Source organism: Paenibacillus xylanivorans (genome assembly GCF_001280595.1).
GTDB lineage: Bacteria > Bacillota > Bacilli > Paenibacillales > Paenibacillaceae > Paenibacillus > Paenibacillus xylanivorans.
This window is the reverse complement of the sequence record NZ_LITU01000070.1, coordinates 114,024-134,298: the sequence shown is the minus strand read 5'-3', so window position 1 is coordinate 134,298 and position 20,275 is coordinate 114,024. Positions and strand designations below refer to the sequence as shown.

Here is a 20,275-nt window from a genome sequence, read left to right as displayed (position 1 = left end):
AACTTAGCCTTATAGACTTTTGATTCATCATCTATTCGACCCTTGCAGCAAGCAAACGTAGAAAGATCCTAGATTTACGAAGATTTTATAGATTTCGATTCACCAAGAAAGCCTGCAATTATAGCCGTACGAAAGTTAAATAGACACACGTAGAAGGACAGATAGCTATCGATCCTAGAGAGACTAGTCAAGCAACGCTACCTAGAAAGTTATTGCAGCAGCACTATACAAGATGGATCACGTTTCACCCCAGCCCGGCATGATGCCAGGGCTTTTTTACGTTTGCGCAAACAACCAACCACTCTCGCAGGGAAACAGAGGTATCGTGGTTCTTTCTGCTGGGGTTATAATATGGCAAGATAGCAAATAAGGGAGTGATGGGATGTATTCCGATCTGCAATTGACGGAGGACCGCCCTGTATATATACAAGTCAAAGATTATATGAAGCGATTAATGCTCAAAGGCGGCCTGCAAGCCAAACAAAAGCTCCCTTCTACCCGCGAACTCAGTACACTCATGAAAGTGAGTCGCAGCACGATTCTGCTGGCCTATGCTGAACTTGAGGAGGAGGGCCTAATCTATGCAGTCAAAGGCAAAGGCAATTACGTTAGTTCCACCATTGATGCACCTGAGTCTACATCCGGGTGGCAGCTGGACTGGAATGAACGAGTCAGCGACTACGCAATCCAGGCAGAGCAGTATGATCTGATGAAGCATGGCTCCGGCTCGGAGCGCGGTGAGATTTCATTTACCAGCATCGCTCCGGATGAGAAGCTGTTCGACATGCACAACGTAAAAAGAGCTTTCCTCGACCGGATGTCGCTTGAAGGGGAAGTGTTGCTGAATTACGGATATGCGCAAGGCTACAGGCCTCTTATGAAGTATTTGTTGCGTTATATGGAAAATAAGGGTGTCGACCTGAGCGGCAAGGATATTTTGATCACCAATGGATTTACGGAAGGCTTCGATCTGGTATTGGGCGCATTGCGCAAAAAAAGCGGTAGAGCCTTATGTGAAAACCCGACACATCATACCGCTGTCAAAAATCTGAGGCTCCATCAATTTCACCTCACCGGTGTGGATATGGAACCAGATGGTCTGGACCTGAAGCAGCTGGAACGGGAACTTTCAGCAAACCCATATGATCTAGCCTATCTCGTGCCTTCTTATCACAATCCAACCGGGATCGTCACATCACCTGCCAAACGGGCAGAGATCATTCGATTGATGAACCAGCACCAGGTGCCGATTATTGAAGACGGCTTTAACGAGGAATTGCGTTATTCCGGCTCACACGTCTCCCCCTTGATTGCCAGTGTAGGCAAAGGGAACGGACTCGTGTATCTGGGCAGCTTCTCGAAGGTACTTTTTCCAGGTCTGCGCGTAGGCTGGGTCATTGCGGATGCGGCATTGATTAATTATCTGGAAAGCATGAAACGGGCGCGCAGCATTCATACCTCGACGCTGGATCAGTCCCTGCTCTATCAGTATCTGAGCAACGGTAATTTCGAGAAATATTTGAAGCGAGCCCGCACGGAATACAAGCGGAAATATGAGCTGGTCGTCCGCTGCTTGCGGCAGTATCTGCCGATGTGCCGGGTCTCCGGCGAAGGCGGACTTCACCTGTTCGTACAATTCCCACCGGAATACCGGACGAGGGAGCTACTGGCTGCCTGCAAGGCAAAAGGCGTTACCTTCATGCCGGGCGATACCTTTTATCTTGAACCTGGGCAGGGGCAACATACGATGCGTCTGGGCTTCTCCCGAGTCAGCGATGAGAATATTCGCAAAGGTATTCGCATCATTGGCGAGACTGTTGCTCAAACGAAATAGCACGACTTCATAAAATATAGATCTTTATGCAGCTTAGAGAATCGATGAGGAGGCTTATACATGAAAGTTGGCGTGATTATGGGTGGCACATCTTCGGAGCGGGAGGTTTCCCTGCTCACCGGACAGGAGATGATCAACCATCTGGATGGACAGAAGTATGAGGTTATTCCGGTGGAGATCAACAGCAAACGTGATCTCATCGAGAAAGCCGCAGGATTGGATGTGGCACTGCTCGCTCTGCACGGCAAATATGGCGAGGATGGTACAATTCAGGGCACATTGGAGTCGCTAGGTGTTCCGTATACAGGCTGCGGTGTACTCGCGAGCAGTGTATGCATGGACAAAGATATGTCCAAACGACTCATCCAGCATGCGGGTGTACCTACCGGCGAGTGGCTTCAGGTGAGCAGTTTGGATGAATTATCGTCAGCCACGGTGCAGCAATTAACCTATCCCGTTGTGGTAAAGCCCAATTCAGGCGGTTCCAGCATCGGTACGCAAGTGGTGCAGGAACCCTCGGCTCTACATGCGGCTGTAGAAGCGGCACTCGTCTGGGACGAAGTCGTCATGATTGAACAATATATTGAGGGCGAGGAGATTACCTGCGCCGTTTTGGATGGTCGGATGCTTCCCGTAGTCTCCATTCATTCAAATGCCGAGTTTTTCGACTATACTTCCAAATATAATGACGGTGGCGCTGAGGAGCAGGTCGTCCATTTGCCTGCGGATTTGCATAAACGTGTAGAAGCTGCCGCACTCACCTGTTACCGGGTGCTAAAATGCAGTGTCTATGCCCGTGTGGACATGATGATTCGGGACGGCATGCCCTATGTACTTGAGGTGAATACGCTGCCGGGGCTTACCCGAAACAGCCTGCTGCCCAAAAGTGCAGCCGCAGCGGGTATTTCCTTTGCCAATTTGCTGGATTCCATCATTGATCTCTCATTAAAAGAACGCCAAAAGGAGGCGACACGATCATGAGTCTAAATGTAACAATTCGTAACAGTTCCACTGAAGATCTGCAGGATATGGTCATTCTTATGGATCAACTCGGTTACCCCACCACGTATGCCGAGATGAAGGAGCGTTATTCGCACATCGCTGCGGATTCAAACTTTGCAACGTTGGTTGCCGAAGTCCGTGGCCGTGTCGTTGGATTAATTGGATTACAGACATCTTATCTATATGAAAAAAACGGAAGACACTGCCGCATCATGGCTCTTATCGTGCATGACCAGTTCAGAAGCTCCGGCATAGGCCGTCAGCTCATTGAGGCAGCGGAACAGTGGGCAGCCACTCACGGTGTGGACTCCATCTCCCTGAACAGCGGCAATCGCCCGGATCGTGAAGCCGCGCATGAATTCTACCAACAGATGGGCTTTACCGCGGGAAGTACCGGGTTTAGCAAAAAGCCTCAGGCTTTGCAGCATAACTGACTCTGCCGATATCATGACGGATTTCGAGTTGAATTTACCATTCTTACAAGGTAACAACAATAAAGCCCATTTCCAGCACAAAGGCGGGAAACGGGCTTTTCATATTACTCTACAAGCACATTCAACTTCAGCTTTTGGCTTTCATGGACTCATAAGCAGCAAGCAACTCTTCTATAGCCACTCCATTGATTTTCATCCCTGCTACCTCGCACTGTTCCAACTGTACGCCAGAAAGATCGCATTTATTGAAACGACTGCCTTGGAGGTCACAATGTTCCCAATGCATGGGTTCTCTGTCTGGGCCGAGATGTGTATCCTGAAAATGAACACCGTCCAAAGCACAGAATTCAACCTTACTATTCGTCAAACGTAAATCGGCCAGTACTATGTGAGTCATATTCAGATTGGTGAATTTGCCCCCACTCAGGTTGCAATCGGTTATCCGAATATTCTGAAGATTGCTGGTACTGAAGCGAACTGAATCCAGATTAGCCTGGTAAAATTCATTAACCGACTCCCCCTTAACGTTGGATAATTCCTCGGATGGGAGCTGGATTATAGGCTCTGTTGTTATGGTTTTCTCATATACAAATTCATCTTCAGACGCATAGAGACAGACATAACCCATTTTCTCATAAAAATGTTGATTATTCCGCTGTCTTCCCGAGGTCTCCAGCTTCCATATCCCTATCTCCGAGAATTCGGCCTCAATAAGCCGGATGACCTGTGATCCTATGCCCCGACCATGACAGACGGGGTCAATAAAGATTTTATCCAGCCTCGCATGCTTACTCCCCAACACATTCACACTGACTCCACCAATGGCGCAACCATCCCATTCTATAACGTAATAGTCCCATTCGCGGATCATGTAACTATGCATGCGAACAGAAGAATAGCCTGGTGGACAAATGTTGCTGTCCAGATCTTCCACTCCGTTAGCCCAGACTTGAATCGCATGATCGAAGGCACGGGTGCATATCCCTGCCAGCAAAAGCGCGTCTTTTTGCTGAGCACGCCGTAATTGGATGTTTAATTGAGTTTTCATATGTAACACCTCTGGGAATTTATTTGGGATGACACGACAAAGAGGAGCACCTCCAATTAGAGGCACTCCTCGATTCGTTTCATCATTTCAGAAACGCCGAAGCTCCTCGTAATGGGTCAAAAAGGACACACGTATCCCGTTAATGGTCTAACGGAATTTTTCGGTGTTCTTTCATGAACATTACGAGAAATCTGGCATACTCTGAAATCCCCTCTCAACTTACGGTTTACATACAAATCTTACTTATGGCCGGTCGATGAAAATCCAGCCTGTTTCTTTTTCCTTATCTACAGATGCCCCAAGAGATTCTGCCATAAAGCGCAGCGGGACGTAGGTTTTACCGTTTTTGCCTACATAGGCGGATTCGGCCATCGTTACTTCCTTGCCTGCAACGGTTGCCTTCTTGGAACCTACAGTCAGGACAATCTCATTACCGGTGATATCGTCAATGACGACGATTTTATCCGATCCTTTGGTCCATTTTACTTCAGCATCCAATTCCTCGGACAGGTAGCGAAGAGGAACAAAGGTTGTATTTTTAACGGTGATTGCGCCATAGGATTCGTCGTCCGGATACAGCATGACATTTTTATGCGTAATGCCTGCTTCATCTTTCAACAATTGATACACAAGTGAATTGGAATCAAAATTGCGCAACATCTGACCTGGCGTGATGTCTCCCTGCATCAGATCAATGACGCCACCCGTTTTGTCCACGGCATCCACAGTCACTGGTCCACCAATATTCCACAGTTCGCTGTCACCGTATACGGATACCGATTTGATCGGCAGATCCTCCGAAGCAGGCAACGCTACTTTGAAATCATAGTTCTGTTTACGAATATTCAGTGCGCTGTCCAGATAAAAGTCCAATTGGAGCTTGGTCTCTGTTCCGAACACCGTCTTCAGTTCAGGCGTTTCGGTCAACAAGCTGTTGAGTTCCTTGTCGTAATTGGCGAGAATCTCATCAAGACCACCCTTAATCATTTCGTACAATGAAGCAACCTCAGCATCCCGTGATTCACTAATAGTAGAAGGCAGGGCACTGCCGTCGCCATTATCAACCGTGTTGATCGTAACCAAGATAGGATAGAACACATCATACAGATCTCCAATCAGATCCTTGAGTCCTTGCTCATCCTGAGCAACACTGGTCAGAAATGGTTTCACCATGGCAAGAAGCTCTTCCCCACTGATCTCCACATGCAGCTTGGAGAGGCTCAGCGATTCACCGTTAACCGATTCCTGTACAGGGGTTACCGAAATATTTTTCGGATTGGACAAATGCTTCAGCGCAAAGGTCAGCAATTTCGGGGAAAGCTCCTCGATCTGCTTCTCCAGCGCTTTCGTATCTAGCATAGGAAGTGTGTCATCCTCCAAAGATATGTATAGAGGCTTTTGCGCTCCGTCCACATCAATAACCATTTCCGATTTATCCATCGACAGATGGAAAGGCAATTTCTTTCCTTGCATACTCAGTGTACCTTTGATAGACGCCGTGCTGGAGTCCTTGACTTTGGCATCTTCAATATCCAATGAAACAGAATTAATGAGTTCAATCATTTGAAGCGCATCCTCTTCGACGAGGTTTGCTGTAGGTTCAATTTTTATATGCATGGACTGTCTGGATTCACCGGACTTGACGGTTGTACTGTTGACAACGGCTTTGCCAATATCTACGCCACCTACGGCCTGACATCCCGTAAGCGCAACCATCATCAAAACGAGTGGTACGGCAATCCACTTCAATAGCTTGTGATTTTTGATACGATCTCCTCCTTAGGAAAAATGTGGTTCACTCCTATTATGAGGGTTATAGGTAATTGTTGTAAACCGGATCGATAAATAAATACCAAAAAAGGCCGAACAATGTCCGACCTCGTGTATGACGTATATTTAAACAGTTGGTGTAATTGGCTTCTATAACAATATGCCAAGTCGAGTCATAAAACGTTGAGTTTATTCTTTTTCCGAATCCTCTGCCTTAGTGTCTTCATCCGATTCTTTACCATCGGTACGTGCAGGGGTTTCAAATTGATCCGGTTCGTCGTCCTGAATGGCTTTGTTCTCTTCATTCTGTTCCTGTGTCATATCGCATTCCCTCTCTTCTACCGGATTTAGGCACAATCTGTGCCTTGTTTCTATCAATAACCGTAATGATAGGAAATTAAACAGACGAAGGTGGGAGCTTAGAAAATATAAAAGACAATCCCGTTCCCGCTGGCAGCAGTTGCCTGATATAAAGCCTGAATATCATCCAGTGTCTGAACGATTTCCTGGAATGTCTCTTCTGCGTCCCAATCATCCATGACAGGATACACGCCCTCAGCAACCATTTTCTCCAGACTAAACCGTTTCTTCAACTCCTCAGGTGTCAATTGTTCTAACGCCATGTACGCCTCAAGTACCTGTTCATTGTTCAGGAGAAACAGATCCATGTCTGAATAATTGCCTATATATTGTTCACCTGCCATAGGGACCACATATCCCAAGGGAAACTCCCCGTATACCATTTCACCAGTCAATGTAAACTGTACCATCTGCCACATTTTATCGATATCCAGCTCCACCGAACAATCATGCACACTGACTTCACCTGACTTAATGGATTCAATCAATTCATTGGTGACAACAAGATATCTGCCGGACATGCCCATACCTGTATCCCTCCTATGTATATACTTCTCTTCTTTCCCATTAACCGTGCTTGTTGTACAAGAATCGGGGTAAAGAGGTGAAAAGGAACAATATCTTTCAAGGAGGAACGGATTCCATGAAAAAGTTTGATTACAGCCTCAATTACGATGAGCTTGATCTGCGCAAGCAACCTGAACTGTATACCGTTGGCCGGGGAGAGCAAGGGGTGTTAATGGTTGAACCCTACAAAAGTGAAATTTTACCGCACTGGCGGTTCAAAACACCTGAAATTGCGACAGAATCCTCGCAGAAGATTTATGAACTATTTTTGGAGTATAAGAAAAATGGTGACTTTGTCGGTATGGATATGGCGCGCAAATTTCTGCAAATGGGCTATACGCGGGCAAGGCGTTATACGAATCACAAAGGTGGACGCAAATATTCGAAGGAGGACGGCTCCGTCTTGCCTTATCAGAATGATGAGATGAAGGCTGAGGCGGCAGCCATTTTCAAAGCCCAATGGGAGATCGCCAAAACGGACCCGGATTATGTGAAAATGAAGCAGGAGCATCGGGAGAAGTACGAGTCGGAGAACGCGTAGGGACATGAGTGAAAATACTTGATTCATGCAGATGTTCATTTTGATATAATGCAATACATCAAGCTTCACACACGAGATTAACGATGTATATCCATCTAAAGGAGCCCTCATGAACCCACCTAGCCGCCAATTCGTCCTGACGCTTGTTTGCATCATATTATGTCTGTTTATTCTGCTTCCTTTGCCTACATCTGCAGCCAAGTCTGAACTTGCCAGACAACATGAAACGACGGCTTTTGGTCCGTTACAGAGCTATGTCGACGGGGACTTTTCATTTCTGGAGTGGTGAGGTCATTCGCTACACTCTGATTAAGAGCGGAAACCAGGTGACTGGCGAAGTACAGGATTAGATACTGATGGAGTGAGAGTTAGAATGGATTCTTACGAGATGAATTGATCCAAAGAAACCCTGATGATTATGGGTACGATGAGTGGTGTGCTCATTTACTTCCTGTTGTCCTTCTGGAACCTCAGGATGATTGGTGATATGTCCTTTCCTGGCATGTTGGGATTTTCAACAGGTGAACATTCGGGAAGACAGATGTTGCTCGCAGGAGTATTGCAGCTGATTTGGACGGTCCTCAGCCTGTACTGGCTGCTGCCCAACGTGTTTGACTTCGGAGGGTTGGGACTGAGATCGCAGGTGATTGCTTTAGGGGCTGCGGGATGCAGTGTGGCTTATGGAGTATTGAAGATTGTTCAGATATAGACGCTGCCAGTGAGGATTCTCTCTGGCAGCGTCTTTCCGTCTGGTACGGTTAAGCCTGTGCCTTTTGCGGTTTACCACTCTTCGAACGAGGTCGAAGCATGCCCCCTACGATGCGCAGCATTTGTCTGCGCGGCATAAGGCGGGCGAACTGGGCCGTCCAGTAATTGGAGGCACCTGGCACAGCATAAGGCTTGCCTGACTCCAACGCCTTCATCGCCACTTCCACAACATGCTCAGGTGTATCCCGTTTGCCTACCGAGGCCTCTTCGGCTCCTACTACATCAAAAAACGAAGTTTCGGTTGATCCTGGGCATAGCGCCAGAAACTGCACGCCCCGTTTCCGGTTCTCTTCATACAACGCCTCTGTAAATGAAAGGACGAATGATTTTGTGGCCCCATACACAGCCATGTACGGATCAGGCTGAAATGCAGCTGTTGAAGAGACGTTAATGATGGTTCCGTTCCGTTTTTGCAGCATACCTGGCAGGAAAAGATGGGTCATGTTCATAACTGCGAGCACATTCAGCATAATCTCTTCCTGCTGCCGTGCACCATCGACCTGCTCAAACATTCCATGCGTAGCAAATCCTGCATTGTTAATTAATACATTGACCTGTATGCCCCGATTCATACATTCCTCATAAACGTGTTGTGGTGCATCTGCTTGGGATAGATCCGCTACAATCACTTCCGTCTTCACTTGATAGGTTCGCTCAATCTGTTCTGCCAGTTGACGCAATTTGGACTCCGATCGAGCCACCAAGACGATATGTTTGCCTTTTGAAGCCATTTCCAATGCAAAAGTCTTTCCAATTCCTGAAGAAGCACCTGTAATGAGTACCCATTGATTCTGAACCTGTTTCATATCTCATCCATCCTTTTTTGAACACTCGTTTTTTATCGGAAACACTGTTTCCTAATGAAATCATCGTAACCCCTTGCCTTCTTCCTGTCAACTTCTTTTGATCATTTGACGATTTCCAGCGTAAAACAGTAGAATGACGATAAGAAACATGGTTTCCGTTTAACAACAATATGGATGTATGAGGATGAGATAGATGAAAGATCACAATCCGGGTTCCAAAGAATCCGCTCACACGGTCACTACCTTTCAGGAAGCCAGACTCCAGCACTCCGAAAACCTGCGCCAAAATATTGTGCATGCCGCCGCGTCTTTGCTGCAAGAGCACGGTCCCGAAGCCGTCACGGTTCGGCGTGTGGCAGAACGAATGGAGTGCTCCACCAAAATCATATATAATCTCTTCGGCAAAAAAGAAGGGTTAGCCAAATACCTATATATGGAGGGGTGCGCCCTCCTGTCCCAATCGTTTGAATCCGTGCCTCAGCAAGCATCATTCGAGACATATTTTCGTGACCTCGCTTATGCCTACTGGGATTTCGGGATCTCACAATCCAGCTTCTATCAGCTAATGTTTGGCGGTTCATTTGCAGAATTCAAACCAGATGCAGAGAGTCTGCAAGGAACGGCGACTGCTCTCAAACAAATCACGGCCCTGGTTGCGGCCGCAATTGAGCAGGGAAAGCTTCAGGAGAACGATCTCCTGCTTGCAGTCCGCATGATCTGGGCCCCTCTGCATGGTGTCATCCATCTGTATCTGGGAGGCCATATTGAGAGTGAAGAAGCCGCCAAAAGGCTATATGATCATACGTTGTCCATGGTTATTCTCTCCCTTGTTGGAGTATCTGCGAATTGATAAGCATTGAACCTAGTCTTATAAAACAAACGAAAAAGGAGCATGCCTAGGCGTAATATACCTGGCATGCTCCTTTTCTTGGTTTAATCTATCTTCTGTATCGGATTTCAGCCGATTTAACATGTTTACTGATTCTCGGCTTCCCAACGTGCAATTTCCTTGCGCACGATTGGAGCGACTTCTTTGCCGAGTAGCTCGATCGCTCTCATCACTTCTTCATGCGGCATCGTGCCGAGGGGAGTGTGTAACATGAAGCGTGTGATACCGACTTCTTTGCGCAGATAGATAATCTTTTGAGCAACGGTATCCACATCACCCACATACAGTGCGCCCTCCAGACTGCGTGCCGCGTCAAAGGTTGCACGGCTATAGTGTCCCCAGCCACGTTCCCGACCCAACATATTCATTGTAGCCTGAGCTGGCGGGAAGAATTTCTCTACCGCTTCATCGGTTGTATCCGCAATGAACCCGTGAGAATGGGAAGCCACAGTCAGTTTGGAAGCATCGTGCCCTGCATGTGCGGCTGCTTTTTTGTATAACTCCACCAATGGTGCGAATTGAACGGGGCGACCACCAATAATGGCGAGTACCAGCGGTAATCCAAGCAGACCTGCGCGGACAACCGATTCCTGGTTACCGCCACTGCCGATCCATACCGGAAGTTTTTCCTGTACCGGACGCGGGTAAATGCCCAGATTATTAAAGGAAGGGCGGTGTTTGCCTTCCCAAGTTACCTTTTCAGAATCGCGTAGTTTGAGTAACAAATCCAATTTCTCGTCGAATAGTTCATCGTAGTCGTTCAGATCGTATCCGAACAAAGGGAAGGATTCAATAAACAAACCCCGTCCTGCCATAATCTCCGCACGTCCATTTGAAATGCCGTCCAATGTTGCAAAATCCTGAAATACCCTTACCGGGTCAGCCGAAGATAGCACCGTTACAGCGCTGGTTAGGCGAATGCGTTTGGTCTGTGAAGCTGCGGCGGCCAGAATGACCGCTGGTGATGAAGCGGCATAGTCGGCACGATGATGTTCTCCCACGCCATATACATCCAGCCCCACCTGATCTGCCAAAACAATCTCTTCAACGACGTCGCGAATACGCTGCGCATGACTTATAAGTTCTCCTGTTTTTACATCTGGGTTCGTCTCCACAAATGTACTGATTCCGATTTCCATTGTCTGTTCCTCCCTGTTATGAAGCGATCCGTCGTTCGTCTAACCTATTGTAAGTAGATCACCTTTTGTTATTTATCTTAATATTGAACTATTTTGATGAAAAATACAAGTGCCCCCTGTTTTCCAGAGGGCACTTTCGTGACATATTCTTCTCAACATCCAATGATTTCATGATTATTTCTTTCTCCCAATGTACAGCAGATGAGACGAGATTCCCAATATCGACGGGTCTTTGGCCGCCTCAATCATGTACTGGATTAACTCATCATTTTCCCCGCGTTCTTTCCAATATTGCTGTTGCTCGTCTGTGAGCATAGCTCTCAGACTGGACGATCCAATCAGGTCTACCGTCTCAAATCCGTGCTGCTCCATAAATGGGTTAATATCCTGAATGTTGAAATAGTACGCTCCCGTAAACCGCCCTTGATCCGAATGATCGAATGTCCCCTTTTCCACAAAAGACCGGATGGCTTCCATGTGGTCATGTGGTTTCCATTGCTGCGGGAATTGCAAAGAAGTAATGCCCATTCGCGTTCGGCTCTGCATCGCTACAAACACGATTCCTCCACGCTTGGTAACTCGATGCAGCTCCCGTACCGTAGCGACTCGTTCTTCTTCTAACTGCAAATGATATAACGGTCCCAGCATCAGAGAGGCATCATACGTCTCATCTGCAATACCGTTCAGATGGGTCGCATCCAATACGTGAAATCCGTCAAACTGCTGTGTTAGATTCAATTCCTTTGCCTTCTGCTGAGCTATATCCACAGATCCAGGGGTCAGGTCTGACAGCGTGACACGGTATCCGAGTTTGGCAAGCTCCATCGCATATTTGCCGGGTCCTGCTCCATTGTCCAGCACAAGTCCGGTCGCTGGGAGTGACTCTCGGATGTAATGCATGTTGATGATGAACTCCAGCGGTTCCCGGTCCAACCTTCCCCACTCGTCAAATCTGGAATAATAGTCAATCACACGCGATCTTTCCATGATTCTGCACCTGCCTTTTCTCAACATTAAAGGTCATATATAAAAACAAAATAACCTGCCACCTCAACTAAGAGGCGACAGGTCTGACCTTCGCGGTACCACTCTTCTTGATCCATGAACAGGATTGGAAACAACATTCTCCAACCTATCCTGCCATAGCATCTCAGGACCTGATGACGGAGGTTAACCGTCAGAATCTACACGAACTCAGGGATATAGCATCATTTTTAACATCCAGCCCTTCGTGCGCTGAATAATGATGCTACTTACGTAACTACGATTCGATCCTGCTGCTCACAGGTGAGTTGGGGAAAGGTTGGACTGCCTTGCACCAAATCGACAGTTCTCTGGACCAAACCGTGTACCTTAATACTCCTGGTCATTGCGTTTGACTATTAAATTTTATTCAGTATAGTACTTCTAAATATTTCCTGTCAATTCATTTCAAATAAATCCCGAAGGTAATCTCTCCGCCCATGCAAGATGCGATAAATGATAATATCCTCTCCAACAATGCGGTAGAAAACCAGATAGGGAGAAACGACGATAAAACGGTATCCTCTCTGGATCAGGTGATAATCGTCCTCTGACAAAACAGAGCCTATATTAGGAAAATCGGCAATGTTTCTTATTTTTCCATCCAGTTTATTAAGCATTTTCTCTGCCCGTTCCACGTTATCCTTAGATATATAAGAGAAAATTTCGTCCAGATCATCAACAGCAGCAGGAGTATATCGGATGCTACTCTTTTTTGGAAGCATCCAATTTTCTCCGTAATCGTGTCATCACTTGCTCGTGACTGGGCAACTCTTCACCTTCAGCCACCTGTTTCTCTGCGACGAGTAATTTGGATTGCAACGCGTTTCTGGCTTCCATTCTCCGGAACGCTTCATGGCTCATCACGACTAAATCAGCTTCTCCATTGCGGGTAAGTATCACGGGCTCATCCAGCTCATGACAATATTTAGAGAACCCGTTATAGTCCTTGCGTATTGTAGTTGATGGTTTGATCTGCATAACTTCCCTCCAATATCTTTATAATCACTTAATTATAACATTATAGTACTACTTTATTCATCTTGCTTCTTTCTCCACACAACAAAAAAGAACCTTCACTTCCACAGCATTGCAGAAATGAACGTTCTTTATGGGTTAAGAAAAGCCAACTAACATGGCAATCCAATGCTGCCTAAGGAAACTGGCTAGATTTTTTTCACAAACTCGGACTTCAGCTTCATCGCGCCCAGGCTGTCGATTTTGCAGTCGATGTCATGGTCACCGTCAATCAGACGGATGTTTTTGACTTTGGTGCCCTGCTTAACTACCAGCGAGCTGCCTTTCACCTTCAGATCCTTAATGACCGTAACGGTATCTCCATCATTCAGGACATTACCATTCGAATCGCGTACTACTTTCGTTTCTTCCGTATTCTCTTGTTCAGACACTGGCGCCCATTCATGCGCGCACTCTGGACACACCAACAAATTACCGTCCTCGTAAGTATATTCGGAATTACATTTGGGGCAGTTAGGCAAATTAGACATATGTATTAAACTCTCCATTCATTTTGTGGCTTTCTCGCAAGTATACGGGAATACAGTCCATTGTTCCACATGAGGAAGAGGTCAATGATTTTAAACTAAATTTAAGATTACCCGCCCCCTGGTTTAAGGAAGGCTCCTTATACTGAAGTTCAAGAAGAAAAATTCTGGAATATCACAACGAAAATAATACGATTCAAAGTCATGTCTCACACGAATTGTACACATACACATATACATTTCCGATAAAAGGAGTTTCTGCTCATGTCACCCTATGTTTTTCCTGTCCAAACGGCATTCCTGATTTTTGTTATCATCGCCATGTTTCTGCTGGTTCCTTGGTTGATCTACGGATATCGGAAAGATGGATTTTTTAGCTGGTCGCGATTTGGCGTCAGCTTTTCATTCATTTTCTACCTACTGGCTGCATATTGTCTGGTTATTCTTCCTTTCCCGACCACTCGTAATACATGTGCGCAGCAGGCAGCGGATACCGTATATTACAACCTTGTTCCATTCACTTTTGTAAAAGATATTATGAAAGAGACACCGATCGTCTGGTCTCAACCTGCCAGCTATATTGGAATGATTCAGGGCAGAGCTTTTCTGCAGGTTCTGTTCAACGTAATGCTTCTCATGCCACTTGGCGTGTACATCCGGTATTTTTGGCAAAAGAGATCGTACTGGAAACAGGCACTGTTATGCGGATTCGGTCTGTCCCTGTTCTTTGAGGTTACCCAGATCACCGGCTTCTACGGTTATTATGATTGCCCGTATCGGCTGTTTGACGTGGATGACCTCCTACTGAACACTTCAGGAACGTTACTCGGATTTTTCGCAGCACCCATAATGCTTGCCTTATTCCCGTCTCGTGCAAGCATTCAGGCCAAGAGCGAGCAGATCCTGGAACAAAACAAGGTCTACCCTGTGCCTCAATTGCTCGCGCTTATCATTGACGGTGTAGTCGTCGTGTTCTTGTCCAATCTGATGTCGATCTTCAATTGGAGTAATACGAACGCCATCACCAGTACGCTAAATACGATGATCGTCATGCTGTTTGTATTTTTCTTTATCCCATCACTGCGAGTAGGCAAAACTCCGGGGTCAGCTCTGATGCGATTCAGATATGTTAACCGGAAGACGGGCGATCCTTCCAGCACATCCCTGTTCAAAAGGTTACTGGCACTTTACGTTCCTTGGCTATTTGTCACCTTTGCTCAACTCATAACGGATTATGCCTTTCTGAACGAAAACGCGATGCTCGAACCTTATAAGGTATGGATCTCTGTCGGAATCTTTGGTCTGCATGGACTTATTCTCTTGGTATTGTTCGTTCATGTCATGCTGGTACTGTTCTCACGCGGAAAACGAGCCTTCTATTGTGATGATGTATCCAATACAAGAGCATCTCGAAAATAGATTCTGGACTCACTCAACTCGCAGCACAGCAGGTAAAGGTGAAAAATAGTACCATAGCGGTTCGCCATTAAAGTTAGCAGATTCAATCCATCCATAAAAAAAGGTGTAGCTTCGTCATCCAATGACGAGCTACACCTTTTATTGGTGAATAACGAGGTTTAGATGGGATTATACTATATCCCTAGCAGCTCACGTTTAGAAGCTTCCGGATCATGGACCAACTGCACTTCATGATTGAAAATCAGCGTAGCGCGATTGTCTTCGTAGGCAGGCCAATTTACTCCCGCCGTCTCAGGCTTGCCCTGCTTGGCGAATGAAACCCAGGCATCCTGCACCTTACCCGCCAGTTCTACTGCTGAAGCATCCGGTTCCGCATTCATAAATTTCAGCACAGGCAATGTATTAAAAGCAAAGAAAATATCAATGCTATGAATTGATTTTTGCAACAGTGGATGCTCCGGCATGACCCAATCGAACCGATACATCCATACAGGTGCATGCTTTTGCTGCGAAGCCGCATATTGCACTGCTGAGCGCCAGAAGAACAGATCGGTCATCACTTGGGCTTGACCATCTGCAGTTTTGGGATAACTGTCCGCAATTGCAGCACGATTCTCCAGATCAGGTGTCATAAAATCAACAGCCTTCACCATGTTGATCTCTTCAGAGTAAGGCACATGAGGCTGAATGAACAACGATCCTTCATGTAAAGTGGTTCCGATAAGTACAGGGATATCCTGTGCCGAACCCTCTTCTATCGCTTGAAGTGGTACCTTCGGAAGGGTAACTCCATCCAGTACGGGCTGGAACAACAGGGCCATGCCTGCACCGCTTTGTTGTTTGACCGCCTCGCCAGCAGCAATGATTTGCTCCACTGGAATGGTTTTGAGTTTATGAAGGTCGTCTGGTGCTACACCCAGAACCTTCAACATGCCATCACGAATGGCTGAAGCCTGCTCTGCTGGCACGACTTGTGAAGCTCCACTTTGCATAATGGCGCGATGGAACAACCCTTTGGCCGATGGCATTGCCATCAAAGCCGCAATACTCATGCTACCGGCAGATTCCCCGAAAACAGTGATATTAGCGGGATCTCCGCCAAAGCTCCCGATGTTGTCCTGTACCCATTGCAGTGCAGCGATTTGATCCAATAAACCCACATTGGATGCAAAACCCTCGCCAAGCGGAGCCATATGCAGGAACCCAAGTGGTCCCAGGCGGTAATTGATCGTCACAACGATAACGTCTCCCCGGAGGACGAGTTGTGTTCCATCATACATGGGCTGGCTGCCAGCGCCTGAAACGAATGATCCACCATGAATCCATACCATCACGGGAAGTGAATCCTTGCTTTCTTTTTCAGGTGCCCAGATATTCAGGTAAAGACTATCTTCCGATTCCACCGGAGGCTGTCCGGATATGCCTTCAGTTTGAGGATTTCTTGGCTGTATATTTTCAGGGCCGAATTGCTTCGTCTCTCTGACTCCATCCCAAGTCTCAGGTGGAACGGGAGCCTGGAAGCGCAATTCACCCACTGGGGGCTTGGCATAAGGGATACCTTTCCATACGCTCGCTCCATGCAGAAGCTCTCCTTGAATCGTACCGTATCGTGTGTTCACTTGAAGTTCTCTCATGCGTCATATACATCCTCTCTACTGATCGATAGTTCCAGCTTACGACTGGTGTTGCTCAGATCCGAATGTAACTTTTGGCTGACATGAAACCCTGGCTATGTGTTTATTCAGAACGTAGAATACCTTGCATCGCTTCAACGCCCTTTCATACGAACTGGCAGGTACGTTTCCACTTATTTGAGTATAGATCTCTGCGAGACACATTTACAAGTTTGTCCAAATTTAACCGCCACTGCTACGTTTCACGTGGAACTTTTACAGCAATAATAAAGACTTCGCTTCAATTAACGAGCGAAGTCTACTATTCCTGTCCTGCACATCCTCATCAATTTGCCTGATATATGATCAATTACTGCCGTTTACTTTTACCGGATATTGAACCGTATATTCGGCACCTTCAATCCAGCTGCCCGTCACATGATCACGACCCTTAACAACAACGCGGTCACGGTACACATCTACATGTAAACTCTCACTTCCATCCAAATGCTCATCCTCATCTGTCCAGAGATAAGCTACGGAGGAGGCATTAAACATCGTTGGCATCTGCCCGCCACCTTCGTACATGGTGCACTGAGCCTCCAATTGCCAATGGGTGTGCCCGGAGAAGAGAATTGCCTGCTGATAACGACTCAGAACAGCCTTTAGTGCTTCGTCCTGATTCACGCCATACCAGCCCTGTTCCTTCATGGAACCCGCCACTGTATCCATTAGTGGTTGATGGAGAAAGATGAAAATTGGTTGGTCTGCAGCGGCCTGCTCGGATAGCTTCGCTTCCAGCCATTGCAGTTGTTCAATAGACATATCACAATCCTTCGGATGAGGCTGCTCCGTACCCAAGAAGATATAATGATAACCGTTGATCCAGTGGTCGTGGTACGATCCGCTCATACCTGTGATTGCTGTAAAATCGTTTAACCGCTTCTGCCATAACTCCTCAATTGAAACAGATTCCTGCGTTTTCTCGATATCTTGAGCATCTCTTTGGTCCACTTCCTCTGAATGCCCTAGCACCTCACCCACCTCATGCTGAGTCATTGTGGTTAGGTTCAACGGCGGGTCTCCCCATAGAATGGCTCCAATATCATGATTGCCTACGGTGTAACGTATTTGAGGCAGTGAATTGCCTTGAGCCTCCAATATACGCTGCAACTCCTGGTATTCTTGTGGAAGGCCACGATCGGTAACATCGCCCACATGCATGATTCCGCTGCTGCCTCGGCTATATGTTGCAATGTCTTCCAGCGCTTTCTGCAAATGAAGGTTATGGATATGGCCCGCCTGATCCCGTACATGTGTGTCTGTAATCACCTGGAAACTGACTAGTGGTTGTTCACGTTTATTTTCATTTTCCATCAGGAATCACTCCATTTCAGTCCAATAATGCCAATCAGAATAAATCCCATCCAGACGATAGACATCGCCTTCAAACGTTCTCCCAAAAAGTAATGCCCCACGATTCCAATTAACGTGATGCCTACGCCTGACCAGATTGCATAAGCAACACCCAGTGGCATATACTTCACAGCAAAATTCAACAGCGTAAAGCTCGCTCCGTAACAAAGAAACATAAAAAGAGACGGCCATAATCGGGTAAAACCATCCGACACCCTCATCAGAATCGTACCGCTCAGTTCCAATCCAATCGCCAGCGCAAGCAATATCCATCCGGTATACGAATGATTCGTCATCGGGTTACCTCGACTTCCAGCAATTCATGAAACGAACGAACCGTAAGATCCGAGAGCTTGATATGAGCAGGGTCACCGACAGCAATCTTCCAGGCAGCCCCCGCAGCACGAGCCATCTCCATATCTCCATCCGTATCGCCGATCACGACAACTCTTGCAGTAGGTACACCCAGACGCTCACACGCCAGCAACAACATGTCAGGAAATGGTTTTCCCCTTCCAACCTGATCTGTTCCTACAACTACGGAGAAAAAGGATTCAATGCCCATCCACTTTAGATGACTCAGGGCATTTTCAGTCTCATCCGCCGTGACGACACCCATTTTCAGCCCCTTGTTGCGACACTGTTCAAGAAAGGCAAGGACGCCGGGGAGGGGCTGAGCAGGGCGTTCCTTATTCATCGCATATTCTGCCTGTAGCAAACATTCCCTCACAATAATTTTCGCTTCCGCCCAGCTTAATCCTGCACGATAGCCATGCCAAGTTAATACGGCGTAGACTTCCTCCATCGTTCCCATGGCGAGGGGTCCCCGCACATCATAGCCGTTCATTCGTCCCTGCTCATCATGGAATGTCCCCCAGATATGAGGGATCTCTGCGGCATTGAACTGAAGGCCACGGGCAGCAAGCTCCTCCCGAAAGTTCTCCATCACACGATCTGTCCAGAAGCCCCACATGGCTGTAAAATCAAGCAAAGTCCCATCCTTGTCAAACAAAATAGCCTCAATTGGGGTAGATAGGCTCCCCAGCGTTAATTCGGGCATCGGTTACGCTCCTTGTCTGCTGAATTACTATGTCAGAAAAGCGGTACATCACTGCACCGCTCCTCCAAGTTAAACTTGTTTCACTTTTTATTTCACGCGATCCAATTCTTTTTGGGCCTTTCCTTTGGCATCTTTCAGCGCTTGTGCCGCTGGAATGTTATTAATCTGTACCTGATCTGCTGCATCCTTCAGCGCATCATTGATTTTGCCTCCAGTCGGATCCTGGAATGGAGCCGACGCATGAGAAGCCTGCTGAAGCGGAACCATGATCTGAGGATTCTCTTCACTGAATGTTTTGAATGCAGGATCTTCCTGAGCAGATTGGCGAACCGCAATGTAACCGGTGTTCATGGACCAAGCTGCTGTATTGGCTGTTTCCGAGAAATATGTGAGCCACTTATAGGCTGCCTGTTGCTGTTCCGGGCTCGCTTCAGCAGGGATGCCTGCCATAATTGCGCTCGCTACAGGTTTGCCTTCACCGACGCCTTCCCAACCAGGCTGTTGCATCGCTGCGACAATACTAAAGTCCAGATCGCCCTGGTCACCGCTCGAACCGGTGTACCCAGCTGCTTTATTTTTCATGACATCATCAATTGTTTTGTACCAGTACTCCCAGCCTTGGCCGCCAAAATGAATACCCATGGTCTTGTCTTCATTAATCCACTTGCGGAACAGTTCCCATGTCTCTACCCATTCCGGTGAATCAATCGTAACAGTCTTACCGTCATCACTCAGGATCTTTCCGCCTTTACCAAGCACGGCGTCGATCATGTTATCGCTACCCCACATCGGCTCCCAACCATAGAAGGTTGTCTTGCCATTCTCCTGCTTGCTCATCTTCGCTGCCGCTTCAGCAAGTGCCTCCCACGTCGTCAGAGTGGCAGGATCAATATTATTCTCTTTCAGCGCATCCATACGGTAATACATGATCTGAGTTGTTCCGTACATTGGCAAGAAATACTGCTTGCCGTCTACTTTTCCCTGCTCAAGGAAGGTCTGCACGTAATCTTCCTTGATAAAGCTCTGATCACCAGCGATCAGCTCATCGAGGGGTGCATAGTACCCTTTGCGCGCCCAGTCG

The 20,275-nt window shown here is 47.0% G+C and carries 24 protein-coding genes; 9 read left to right on the top strand and 15 right to left on the bottom strand.

Translation table 11 applies throughout. From position 1 onward, the window contains the following. The first annotated feature begins 382 nt into the window (after positions 1 to 382). Genes pdxR through AMS66_RS20475 form a run of 3 tightly spaced genes read left to right on the top strand, consistent with a single transcriptional unit; the run spans position 383 to position 3,270 of the window. Positions 383 to 1,834 carry a MocR-like pyridoxine biosynthesis transcription factor PdxR gene (gene pdxR / locus AMS66_RS20485; RefSeq protein WP_053782552.1) on the top strand — a complete coding sequence of 484 codons (1,452 nt, stop codon included), beginning with the start codon at positions 383 to 385 and terminating at the stop codon, positions 1,832 to 1,834. A 60-nt stretch (positions 1,835 to 1,894) separates the two neighbouring features. Then, complete coding sequence (locus tag AMS66_RS20480) at positions 1,895 to 2,815, top strand: D-alanine--D-alanine ligase (RefSeq protein WP_053782551.1); 921 nt, start codon at positions 1,895 to 1,897, stop codon at positions 2,813 to 2,815. Next, the gene (locus AMS66_RS20475; protein ID WP_236703547.1) at positions 2,812 to 3,270 is read left to right on the top strand and encodes a GNAT family N-acetyltransferase; all 459 of its coding nucleotides are present in this window, start codon (positions 2,812 to 2,814) and stop codon (positions 3,268 to 3,270) included. The genes AMS66_RS20480 and AMS66_RS20475 overlap by 4 nt, the downstream gene beginning before the upstream one ends. A gap of 127 nt (positions 3,271 to 3,397) precedes the next feature. Here AMS66_RS20475 and AMS66_RS20470 read toward each other — a convergent pair whose 3' ends face one another. From AMS66_RS20470 to AMS66_RS20460, 4 genes are all read right to left on the bottom strand, one after another. Beyond that, a complete protein-coding gene (locus AMS66_RS20470) occupies positions 3,398 to 4,318 on the bottom strand; it encodes a GNAT family N-acetyltransferase (RefSeq protein ID WP_053782550.1) in 921 nt (306 codons plus the stop codon). 243 nt (positions 4,319 to 4,561) lie between these two features. Then, positions 4,562 to 6,067 (bottom strand): copper amine oxidase N-terminal domain-containing protein, encoded by a 1,506-nt coding sequence (locus AMS66_RS20465; RefSeq protein ID WP_236703546.1) that lies wholly within the window; start codon positions 6,065 to 6,067, stop codon positions 4,562 to 4,564. Between the two features lie 210 nt (positions 6,068 to 6,277). Further along, a complete protein-coding gene (locus tag AMS66_RS34425; RefSeq protein WP_269084567.1) occupies positions 6,278 to 6,409 on the bottom strand; it encodes a hypothetical protein in 132 nt (43 codons plus the stop codon). 98 nt (positions 6,410 to 6,507) lie between these two features. Next, positions 6,508 to 6,975, bottom strand: coding sequence for a YfbM family protein (locus AMS66_RS20460; RefSeq protein ID WP_053782548.1), 468 nt, complete (start codon positions 6,973 to 6,975; stop codon positions 6,508 to 6,510). Positions 6,976 to 7,091: 116 nt separating this feature from the next. On the opposite strand from AMS66_RS20460, the gene AMS66_RS20455 reads away from it, so the two are divergent. From AMS66_RS20455 to AMS66_RS20450, 4 genes are all read left to right on the top strand, one after another. Then, on the top strand, positions 7,092 to 7,556 hold the full coding sequence (locus tag AMS66_RS20455) for a DUF4385 domain-containing protein (RefSeq protein WP_053782547.1): 465 nt from the start codon (positions 7,092 to 7,094) through the stop codon (positions 7,554 to 7,556). 109 nt (positions 7,557 to 7,665) lie between these two features. Further along, complete coding sequence (locus AMS66_RS34020) at positions 7,666 to 7,845, top strand: hypothetical protein (RefSeq protein ID WP_144424554.1); 180 nt, start codon at positions 7,666 to 7,668, stop codon at positions 7,843 to 7,845. Next, a complete protein-coding gene (locus tag AMS66_RS34765; protein WP_407944563.1) occupies positions 7,811 to 7,906 on the top strand; it encodes a hypothetical protein in 96 nt (31 codons plus the stop codon). The genes AMS66_RS34020 and AMS66_RS34765 overlap by 35 nt, the downstream gene beginning before the upstream one ends. Positions 7,907 to 7,968: 62 nt before the next feature. Further along, entirely contained in the window at positions 7,969 to 8,265 is a 297-nt protein-coding gene (locus AMS66_RS20450; RefSeq protein ID WP_053782546.1) for a hypothetical protein, read from the top strand. Positions 8,266 to 8,314: 49 nt separating this feature from the next. Here the strand turns inward: AMS66_RS20450 and AMS66_RS20445 are convergent, their stop codons facing one another. Beyond that, positions 8,315 to 9,130 (bottom strand): SDR family NAD(P)-dependent oxidoreductase, encoded by an 816-nt coding sequence (locus AMS66_RS20445; protein WP_053782545.1) that lies wholly within the window; start codon positions 9,128 to 9,130, stop codon positions 8,315 to 8,317. Positions 9,131 to 9,323: 193 nt separating this feature from the next. Between AMS66_RS20445 and AMS66_RS20440 the strand changes: the two genes are divergently transcribed. Then, the gene (locus AMS66_RS20440) at positions 9,324 to 9,980 is read left to right on the top strand and encodes a TetR/AcrR family transcriptional regulator (RefSeq protein WP_053782544.1); all 657 of its coding nucleotides are present in this window, start codon (positions 9,324 to 9,326) and stop codon (positions 9,978 to 9,980) included. 125 nt (positions 9,981 to 10,105) lie between these two features. On the opposite strand, the gene AMS66_RS20435 is transcribed toward AMS66_RS20440, so the two are convergent. From AMS66_RS20435 to AMS66_RS20415, 5 genes are all read right to left on the bottom strand, one after another. After that, positions 10,106 to 11,158 (bottom strand): LLM class flavin-dependent oxidoreductase, encoded by a 1,053-nt coding sequence (locus AMS66_RS20435; protein WP_053782543.1) that lies wholly within the window; start codon positions 11,156 to 11,158, stop codon positions 10,106 to 10,108. Positions 11,159 to 11,332: 174 nt separating this feature from the next. Beyond that, entirely contained in the window at positions 11,333 to 12,145 is an 813-nt protein-coding gene (locus AMS66_RS20430; protein WP_053782542.1) for a class I SAM-dependent methyltransferase, read from the bottom strand. Positions 12,146 to 12,579: 434 nt separating this feature from the next. Then, positions 12,580 to 12,906, bottom strand: coding sequence for a type II toxin-antitoxin system RelE/ParE family toxin (locus tag AMS66_RS20425; protein WP_053782541.1), 327 nt, complete (start codon positions 12,904 to 12,906; stop codon positions 12,580 to 12,582). Beyond that, entirely contained in the window at positions 12,887 to 13,162 is a 276-nt protein-coding gene (locus tag AMS66_RS20420; RefSeq protein WP_053782540.1) for a type II toxin-antitoxin system Phd/YefM family antitoxin, read from the bottom strand. Before AMS66_RS20420 ends, AMS66_RS20425 begins: the two co-directional genes overlap by 20 nt. A gap of 185 nt (positions 13,163 to 13,347) precedes the next feature. Next, positions 13,348 to 13,689: a zinc ribbon domain-containing protein YjdM gene (locus AMS66_RS20415; RefSeq protein WP_053782539.1), complete on the bottom strand. Its 342-nt coding sequence runs from the start codon at positions 13,687 to 13,689 to the stop codon at positions 13,348 to 13,350. Between the two features lie 261 nt (positions 13,690 to 13,950). On the opposite strand from AMS66_RS20415, the gene AMS66_RS20410 reads away from it, so the two are divergent. Then, positions 13,951 to 15,105, top strand: coding sequence for a VanZ family protein (locus AMS66_RS20410; protein ID WP_053782538.1), 1,155 nt, complete (start codon positions 13,951 to 13,953; stop codon positions 15,103 to 15,105). Positions 15,106 to 15,278: 173 nt separating this feature from the next. Here the strand turns inward: AMS66_RS20410 and AMS66_RS20405 are convergent, their stop codons facing one another. The 5 genes from AMS66_RS20405 to AMS66_RS20385 form a co-directional block, all read right to left on the bottom strand. After that, positions 15,279 to 16,739 (bottom strand): carboxylesterase/lipase family protein, encoded by a 1,461-nt coding sequence (locus AMS66_RS20405; RefSeq protein WP_053782537.1) that lies wholly within the window; start codon positions 16,737 to 16,739, stop codon positions 15,279 to 15,281. A gap of 345 nt (positions 16,740 to 17,084) precedes the next feature. Then, complete coding sequence (locus AMS66_RS20400) at positions 17,085 to 18,095, bottom strand: metallophosphoesterase family protein (protein ID WP_053782536.1); 1,011 nt, start codon at positions 18,093 to 18,095, stop codon at positions 17,085 to 17,087. After that, entirely contained in the window at positions 18,095 to 18,430 is a 336-nt protein-coding gene (locus AMS66_RS20395; protein WP_053782535.1) for a DMT family transporter, read from the bottom strand. Before AMS66_RS20395 ends, AMS66_RS20400 begins: the two co-directional genes overlap by 1 nt. After that, positions 18,427 to 19,194, bottom strand: coding sequence for an HAD family hydrolase (locus AMS66_RS20390; protein WP_053782534.1), 768 nt, complete (start codon positions 19,192 to 19,194; stop codon positions 18,427 to 18,429). The genes AMS66_RS20395 and AMS66_RS20390 overlap by 4 nt, the downstream gene beginning before the upstream one ends. 87 nt (positions 19,195 to 19,281) lie before the next feature. Further along, positions 19,282 to 20,275, bottom strand: a 994-nt coding sequence (locus AMS66_RS20385; RefSeq protein ID WP_236703545.1) for an extracellular solute-binding protein, incomplete at its 5' end; no start/stop codon positions are given.

Coding starts and splice junctions, on each gene's coding strand:
- pdxR (WP_053782552.1), top strand. CDS start 383: ATGTATTCCGATCTGCAATTGACGGAGGACCGCCCTGTATATATACAA.
- AMS66_RS20480 (WP_053782551.1), top strand. CDS start 1,895: ATGAAAGTTGGCGTGATTATGGGTGGCACATCTTCGGAGCGGGAGGTT.
- AMS66_RS20475 (WP_236703547.1), top strand. CDS start 2,812: ATGAGTCTAAATGTAACAATTCGTAACAGTTCCACTGAAGATCTGCAG.
- AMS66_RS20470 (WP_053782550.1), bottom strand. CDS start 4,318: ATGAAAACTCAATTAAACATCCAATTACGGCGTGCTCAGCAAAAAGAC.
- AMS66_RS34425 (WP_269084567.1), bottom strand. CDS start 6,409: ATGACACAGGAACAGAATGAAGAGAACAAAGCCATTCAGGACGACGAA.
- AMS66_RS20460 (WP_053782548.1), bottom strand. CDS start 6,975: ATGGGCATGTCCGGCAGATATCTTGTTGTCACCAATGAATTGATTGAA.
- AMS66_RS20455 (WP_053782547.1), top strand. CDS start 7,092: ATGAAAAAGTTTGATTACAGCCTCAATTACGATGAGCTTGATCTGCGC.
- AMS66_RS34020 (WP_144424554.1), top strand. CDS start 7,666: ATGAACCCACCTAGCCGCCAATTCGTCCTGACGCTTGTTTGCATCATA.
- AMS66_RS34765 (WP_407944563.1), top strand. CDS start 7,811: ATGTCGACGGGGACTTTTCATTTCTGGAGTGGTGAGGTCATTCGCTAC.
- AMS66_RS20450 (WP_053782546.1), top strand. CDS start 7,969: ATGATTATGGGTACGATGAGTGGTGTGCTCATTTACTTCCTGTTGTCC.
- AMS66_RS20445 (WP_053782545.1), bottom strand. CDS start 9,130: ATGAAACAGGTTCAGAATCAATGGGTACTCATTACAGGTGCTTCTTCA.
- AMS66_RS20440 (WP_053782544.1), top strand. CDS start 9,324: ATGAAAGATCACAATCCGGGTTCCAAAGAATCCGCTCACACGGTCACT.
- AMS66_RS20435 (WP_053782543.1), bottom strand. CDS start 11,158: ATGGAAATCGGAATCAGTACATTTGTGGAGACGAACCCAGATGTAAAA.
- AMS66_RS20430 (WP_053782542.1), bottom strand. CDS start 12,145: ATGGAAAGATCGCGTGTGATTGACTATTATTCCAGATTTGACGAGTGG.
- AMS66_RS20425 (WP_053782541.1), bottom strand. CDS start 12,906: ATGCTTCCAAAAAAGAGTAGCATCCGATATACTCCTGCTGCTGTTGAT.
- AMS66_RS20420 (WP_053782540.1), bottom strand. CDS start 13,162: ATGCAGATCAAACCATCAACTACAATACGCAAGGACTATAACGGGTTC.
- AMS66_RS20415 (WP_053782539.1), bottom strand. CDS start 13,689: ATGTCTAATTTGCCTAACTGCCCCAAATGTAATTCCGAATATACTTAC.
- AMS66_RS20410 (WP_053782538.1), top strand. CDS start 13,951: ATGTCACCCTATGTTTTTCCTGTCCAAACGGCATTCCTGATTTTTGTT.
- AMS66_RS20405 (WP_053782537.1), bottom strand. CDS start 16,739: ATGAGAGAACTTCAAGTGAACACACGATACGGTACGATTCAAGGAGAG.
- AMS66_RS20400 (WP_053782536.1), bottom strand. CDS start 18,095: ATGGAAAATGAAAATAAACGTGAACAACCACTAGTCAGTTTCCAGGTG.
- AMS66_RS20395 (WP_053782535.1), bottom strand. CDS start 18,430: ATGACGAATCATTCGTATACCGGATGGATATTGCTTGCGCTGGCGATT.
- AMS66_RS20390 (WP_053782534.1), bottom strand. CDS start 19,194: ATGCCCGAATTAACGCTGGGGAGCCTATCTACCCCAATTGAGGCTATT.